This window comes from Sphingobium sp. (assembly GCF_003248505.1).
Taxonomy (GTDB): Bacteria; Pseudomonadota; Alphaproteobacteria; order Sphingomonadales; family Sphingomonadaceae; genus Sphingobium.
In genome coordinates this window covers 1-6220 of sequence record NZ_QFOA01000120.1, presented here as the reverse complement: position 1 = coordinate 6220, position 6220 = coordinate 1, and the positions used below count along the sequence as shown (strand labels likewise).

At 66.0% G+C, this 6220-nt stretch carries 5 protein-coding genes and 1 pseudogene; all 6 read left to right on the top strand.

Annotated features, from left to right (window positions below):
* On the top strand, nucleotides 1–330 hold a 330-nt coding region (locus DI606_RS19110; RefSeq protein WP_293985490.1), incomplete at its 5' end, for a zincin-like metallopeptidase domain-containing protein.
* A 161-nt stretch (nucleotides 331–491) separates the two neighbouring features.
* Nucleotides 492–2612: a ParB/RepB/Spo0J family partition protein gene (locus DI606_RS19105; protein ID WP_160987479.1), complete on the top strand. Its 2121-nt coding sequence runs from the start codon at nucleotides 492–494 to the stop codon at nucleotides 2610–2612.
* Nucleotides 2613–2743: 131 nt separating this feature from the next.
* A complete protein-coding gene (locus DI606_RS19100) occupies nucleotides 2744–3160 on the top strand; it encodes a hypothetical protein (RefSeq protein ID WP_047820982.1) in 417 nt (138 codons plus the stop codon).
* Nucleotides 3157–3423, top strand: a complete 267-nt coding sequence (locus DI606_RS19095) for a DUF6117 family protein (RefSeq protein WP_293985487.1) — start codon at nucleotides 3157–3159, stop codon at nucleotides 3421–3423. The genes DI606_RS19100 and DI606_RS19095 overlap by 4 nt, the downstream gene beginning before the upstream one ends.
* Complete coding sequence (locus DI606_RS19090) at nucleotides 3420–3716, top strand: hypothetical protein (RefSeq protein WP_047820984.1); 297 nt, start codon at nucleotides 3420–3422, stop codon at nucleotides 3714–3716. The genes DI606_RS19095 and DI606_RS19090 overlap by 4 nt, the downstream gene beginning before the upstream one ends.
* Before the next feature lie 159 nt (nucleotides 3717–3875).
* A pseudogene (locus DI606_RS19085) lies at nucleotides 3876–6101 on the top strand (strawberry notch-like NTP hydrolase domain-containing protein); the annotation flags it as partial.
* Nucleotides 6102–6220: the final 119 nt, after the last annotated feature.

Genomic DNA, 6220 nt, shown 5'->3' with positions numbered 1-6220 from the left:
CCGCCCCCGCATCGGGGGAGCCATGGGGTTCTGGGCAGTGCTGGAGGCACCGATGGTTTTTATTTCCAACCGCCATTTTTGGCTGGACTGTCAGGATATATCGCAGAGATCAACGCGGCCTTCTGCTGCGCGTCTCTCGGCATCGTGCCCACCGTCCGCCATGCCGACTATATCGGTGCCTGGCTGGAGGTGCTGCGCGAGGACAATCGCGCCATCGTCCGCGCCGCCTCCCAGGCGAGCAAGGCGGCCGATTGGCTGCTCGGCTTCCTGCCCGACGCCGATCTCGGCCCGGACGACACCATGGCCGGCGACGAACGGCAGGCGGCGTGATCGAATATGAATACCGGAAAGGCGGGAAAGCAGGTCTCCGGCTTCACGTCTTTTCGCATCTGCGGCGCTGCCCTTCTTAGAGTGAGAGGGCGGCGCTTCGCTTCGTGACGGGTTGGAGGTCGAGAGAGAGTCTCCCGGCCGCCCGTTGCGGAGTAACGAACATGGCGAGTGCCATCCAGAAGATCACCCTGTCGTCGGCGCGCGACATCCCCTTCAACAAGTTGGTGTTGAGCCAGTCCAACGTCCGCCGCGTCAAGGCCGGCGTCTCGATCGAGGAAATGGCCGAGTCCATCGCCCGGCGCGGCCTCATCCAGAGCCTCCATGTCCGTCCCGTCCTCGACGCCGATGGCGCGGAGACCGGAATGTTCGAAGTGCCCGCCGGCGGTCGCCGCTATCGCGCACTCGAACTGCTCGTGAAGCAGAAGCGTTTGGCCAAGACGGCGACGGTGCCCTGCGTCATCGGCGACGCCAACAGCGACATCCTCGTCGACGAAGTATCGTTGGTCGAGAACATGGAACGCGCACCACTCCATCCGCTCGACCAGTTCCGCGCCTTTCAGGCCATGCGCGACAAGGGCATGACCGAGGAGGCCATCGCCGCCGCCTTCTTCGTCAACGTCACCGTGGTGAAGCAACGCCTGCGCCTCACCTCCGTCTCGCCGACCCTGCTCGACATCTATGCCGATGACGGCATGACGCTCGAACAGCTCATGGCCTTCACCGTCAGCCCCGACCATGCCCGTCAGGAGCAGGCTTGGGACGCAATCAAGGAAAGCTGGCAGAAGGAGCCCTATCAGATCCGGCGGATGCTGACCGAGACCGCGGTACGCGCCTCGGACAAACGGGCCATTTTCGTCGGTGTCGATGCCTACGAGGCCGCAGGCGGGATCGTGCTGCGCGATCTCTTCCAATCCGACGACGGCGGTTGGCTGCAAGACCCCGTCCTGCTCGACCGTATGGTGGCAGAGAAGCTGAAAGCCACCGCCGATCAGATCGCCGAGGAAGGCTGGAAGTGGATCGAGGTCGCGGTGAGCTTCCCCTACGGCCACGACCACGGCTTGCGTGAGCTTTCCGGCACCACGATCGATCTGACCGACGAGGAGCGTGCGACCCGCGAAGCGCTGCGCGAGGAATATGACCGGATCGAAGCGGAATATTCCGAGGCCGACGAGCTGCCCGACGCGATCGATCAACGTCTCGGCGAAATCGAGCAGGCCCTGGAGGCCTTCGAGAACCGTTCGGTCAGCTACGATCAAGCCGACATCGCAATCGCCGGCGCCTTCGTCAGCCTCGACATCGACGGCTCGCTGTCGATCGACCGCGGTTATGTCCGCGCCGAGGATGAGCCCCAGGCCGAGCCCGATGGCGAGGCGTCCGGGAGCGATCAGCCCGATACGCCGGCCGTCCAGCGCGCGGTCATCACCATCGGCGGCAAGCCCGCCGAGCCCGAGGAGGATGAGGAAGACGGCATCAAGCCGTTGCCCGAGCGTCTCGTGATCGAGCTGACCGCCCATCGCACCCTGGCTCTGCGCAACGCGCTGGCAGAACATCCGCACGTCGCCATGACCATGTTGCTGCACAAGCTTCTGAGCGACACCTTCATCCACACCAACCCGGCCGGCTGCCTCGAGGCCAATGTCCGCCACATCTTCTTCTCGGCCCAGTCCGAGGAATTGAAGGACAGCCCATCGGCGCAGGCGGTCAACGATCGCCACGAACGCTGGGGGGACCACATCCCCGCGGAGGATCAGGCCCTCTGGGCCTGGCTGACCGATCTCGATGACGGCACGCGCCTGGAGCTTCTGGCGCTCTGCGTCAGCTACGGCGTCAATGCGCTGTTCGAGCGTCCGAACCCCTATTCCGGCTCGGGCGTCAGCCAGCACGGTCTCGACGTGCGTCTGGCTCAGGCCGACCGGCTCGCGCGGGCGACCGGCATGGACATGGTGGCCGCAGGCTGGAAGCCCACGGTCAGCAACTATCTCGGCCGCGTGACCAAGCCCCGCATTCTCGAGGCCGTGCGCGAAGGCGCCGGCGAGCGGGCCGCGCAGCTCATCGATCACATGAAGAAGGGCGACATGGCCAAGGAAGCCGAACGCCTGCTGAGCGACAGCGGCTGGCTGCCCGAACCGCTGCGCCTGACGTCCTTCGATGGCGATCAGCCTGGTCCCGACGATCAGGCCAATACCGGCGGAGACACCGCCTTGCCGGACTTCCTCACCGAGGACGGCGAGGACGAAGACACCGACGAGGACGAAGTCCAGCACGCCGTCGCCGCCGAATAGCGCGGATCGCGCGGGGCGGCGCCGTTCGTCCCGCGCATCTCACCCCGATCCTCCACACCGCCCGGTCCCACGGTCGACAGCCTGCGTGGCTGTGCCGTGCGGGCCGGGCATTCCCTTTTCAGGAGCCTGTCATGGCCGACTATTTCACCCATTTCTCGTGCCTGCTCGATGTCGGCACGCCCGAGAACGCCGCCCGCGCGCTCGACCTCTACAACCGCCTCTCCGAGGCCGGCGCATCGGAAGAACCGCCTTCCGAGGGCTTTCTTCTCTCGATCCAGCCCGAGCATGGCGGCACGCAGCTCTGGATGCGTGACGACGTCACTGGCGATCCCGAGCACCTGATCCAGTTCGTGAAGCGCTGCGCCGCAGAGTTCGGTCTGACCGGCCGCTGGGGTTTCCAATATGCCAACACCTGCTCGAAACCCCGGCTCGACGGCTTCGGCGGCGGTGCGCATGTCCTCGATCTCGCCACCGGGGAGACTCTGGACTGGATCTACACCGATGGCTGGCTCGACCAGACCCTCTCCGACGAGGGAGGCCCGCTATGAGCATTCCGTCCCATGCCCGGAGCAATTTTCAGACGCTGCTGCGCGCTGCCGGTGACGGCAACCTTGCGCTCATGGAATGCCTCGATGCCGTGACCGGCGCTCCGCGTTACGTCATCTGCGCGGTGGGACGAGACGATGGTGATTTCGTCTTCACGCTCTTCGGCCACCTCGCCGACGGCAATCCCTATGACGCCTACCTGCCGCCCGACCCAGGCGATCCTGGCGGCTTCATGCATCCGGGCGCGCCCGGAGAAGCGCCATGATGGACATCGACGCCATTTTCGCCGCCGATCGTGAGCGACCGCCCGCCGAGCGGTCTCTCCCCTGGCTGGAAACCAGAGACGGGATCACGGTTGTCGTGGAGCCCAAGCCCCATTGGGCCAGCGACATGCGGGTCTTCCGGGCCAAGGCTCGCGAATATTGCGCCTATGCCGATTGGACCGCGAACGGCGCGCGCGCCCGGTTCTTCGGGCACATCGACACCAGCGGCGATGACCTGATCCGCAAGGCGCGCAGGCTCGTCGCCCGCGAGATCGCCGATGGACACTGGGCCTGACCCCCTCAAAGCGCCTCTGCCGCTCGGCCGAGGCGCTTTTTTCATGTCGGCAGCGACGTGTTCGGGAGTGAGAGGGCCGCCGGGACGGGTTTGAGTCCGTGCGGTCGAGAGAGAGCGCCGTCCGGGCCTGCCGTTCCCGCTCTCCCGAGGTTCCGATCCATGAACATCATGTCGCCCGTAGCCGGTCCGGCTGCGCCCGTTGCCCGCGCGTCCGCCATCATCGCCGCCGCCCATCAGCTTCTCACCCTGCTCGAACGCGGCCAGCGGATCGACAACGCCAATCTCCGCATCGCCATGCAAACGGCCTTCGAGGCTTCCGACACGAGCGGGGCCTGGGACTGGAAGACGGCCTACGAAGCCTGTGAAGGCGCGACCGTCCTGTTCCTGCGCAAATACGGACGTGCGCTTTTCCGTAAAGCCGGCACTCCGGCTGCACGGCTTTCTGCCCTGTCGAAAATCACCGGCCTTCTGCCGACGCACACCCGTCGCTCCGAGGAAGCCCAGGCGCTTCAGCAATTCTCGACGCCGGTCCCGCTCGGCCTCGCCGTTATCGCGGCCGCCGCGATCACACCGCACGACATTGTGCTGGAGCCGTCGGCAGGCACGGGTCTTCTCGCCATCCTCGCCGAGATCAGCGGCGGCTCGCTGCTCCTCAACGAACTGGCGGAAACCCGCGCCGATCTACTTGGCCAGCTCTTTCCAGCCCTTGCCGTCACGCGATGCGAAGCCGCCCAGATCGACGACCACCTTCCGGCGTGCGCCGTCCCTTCCGTAATCGTGATGAACCCGCCCTTCTCGGTGATGGCGCACGTCTCCGGCCGGGTCGCCGACGCCGCTGCGCGTCATGTTGCTTCGGCCCTGGCGCGGCTTGCCGATGGCGGGCGTCTGGTGACGATCACCGGCGCAAACTTCGGCCCCGAGCAACCGACCTGGCGCGACACCTTCGTCCGGCTTCAGGAGCGTGGCCGCGTCGTCTTCACCGCGGCGATCCACGGCTCGGTCTATGCCAAGCATGGCACGAGCATCGAAACGCGGCTCACCGTCATCGACAAGCTGCCGGCCGAAGACCCGGCAGCGTTCCCTGGTTCCGCCGGCCTTGCGCCCGACGTCGCTACGCTGCTCGCATGGATCGAAGCGCAGATTCCACCGCGCCTGCCGGTCGCACTGCCCGACATCGCGCCGCCCGTGTCGGGTTCGGTACCCCGCACCGTGCGGGGTTATCTCGCGCGCACCGCCACGGAGCGTCCGGCCGCACGCTCCACCATGGACCCGCAGGGCGTTGAACTCGCCTACGACACGATGGACTGGACGCCGCCGGAAGGCGCCCATCTCACGGACGCGATCTATGAAGAATACGGATTGCAGTCGATCCGTATTGCCAGTTCTCAGGCGCACCCCACCAAGCTCGTGCAGTCGGCGGCCATGGCGAGCGTTGCACCGCCCAAGCCCGCCTATCGGCCGATGCTGCCCGCGAACATCACCGATCTCCTGTCGGACGCCCAACTCGAAACCGTCATTTATGCCGGCGAAGCCCATTCGGACTTTCTCGCCGGCTCCTGGACCGTCGATGCAACCTGCGATCTCGTGCAGGCAGCCAAGCCCGAAGCCGAAAACGCCGTGCGCTTCCGGCGCGGCTTCATGCTCGGCGACGGCACCGGGGCCGGCAAAGGCCGTCAATCTGCCGGCATCATCCTCGACAACTGGCTGCGCGGTCGCCGCAAGGCGGTCTGGATCTCCAAATCCGACAAGCTGATCGAGGACGCGCAGCGCGATTGGTCGGCGCTCGGCATGGAGCGCCTGCTGGTCACGCCGCTGTCGCGCTTCGCGCAAGGGCGGCCGATCACGCTGTCGGAAGGCGTCCTGTTTGCAACCTATGCCACGCTACGGTCCGACGACCGTGGTGAGAAGGTTTCCCGCGTCCGGCAGATCGTCGAATGGTTGGGCTCCGATTTCGATGGAGTGATCATTTTCGACGAGAGCCACGCCATGGCCAATGCCGCAGGCGGCAAGGGAGAACGCGGCGACGTTGCCGCCTCGCAGCAGGGACGTGCGGGCCTTCGGCTCCAGCATGCCCTGGCCAACGCGCGCGTCGTCTATGTGTCGGCTACCGGCGCGACCACCGTCCACAATCTCGCCTATGCCCAGCGGCTCGGCCTGTGGGGCGGTGAGGATTTCCCCTTCGCCACCCGCGCCGAATTTGTCGAGGCGATCGAGGACGGCGGTGTCGCGGCCATGGAAGTGCTCGCCCGCGATCTGCGTGCGCTGGGCCTCTATACCGCCCGCTCGCTCTCCTACGATGGCGTCGAATATGAGCTGATCGAGCACGCTCTGACCGACGAGCAGCGGCGTATCTACGATGCCTACGCCAGCGCCTTCGCGCTCTTATGCGCAGCTCGCCATAAGATGGCTTATCGCGAGGAAGCGGTAATGCGAAGGAACGCGGCGTAGGCGCGGGATTCCAGGGGTGCGGCACGAAGTTGCTGCGCATTATTTTGATTGCGAAC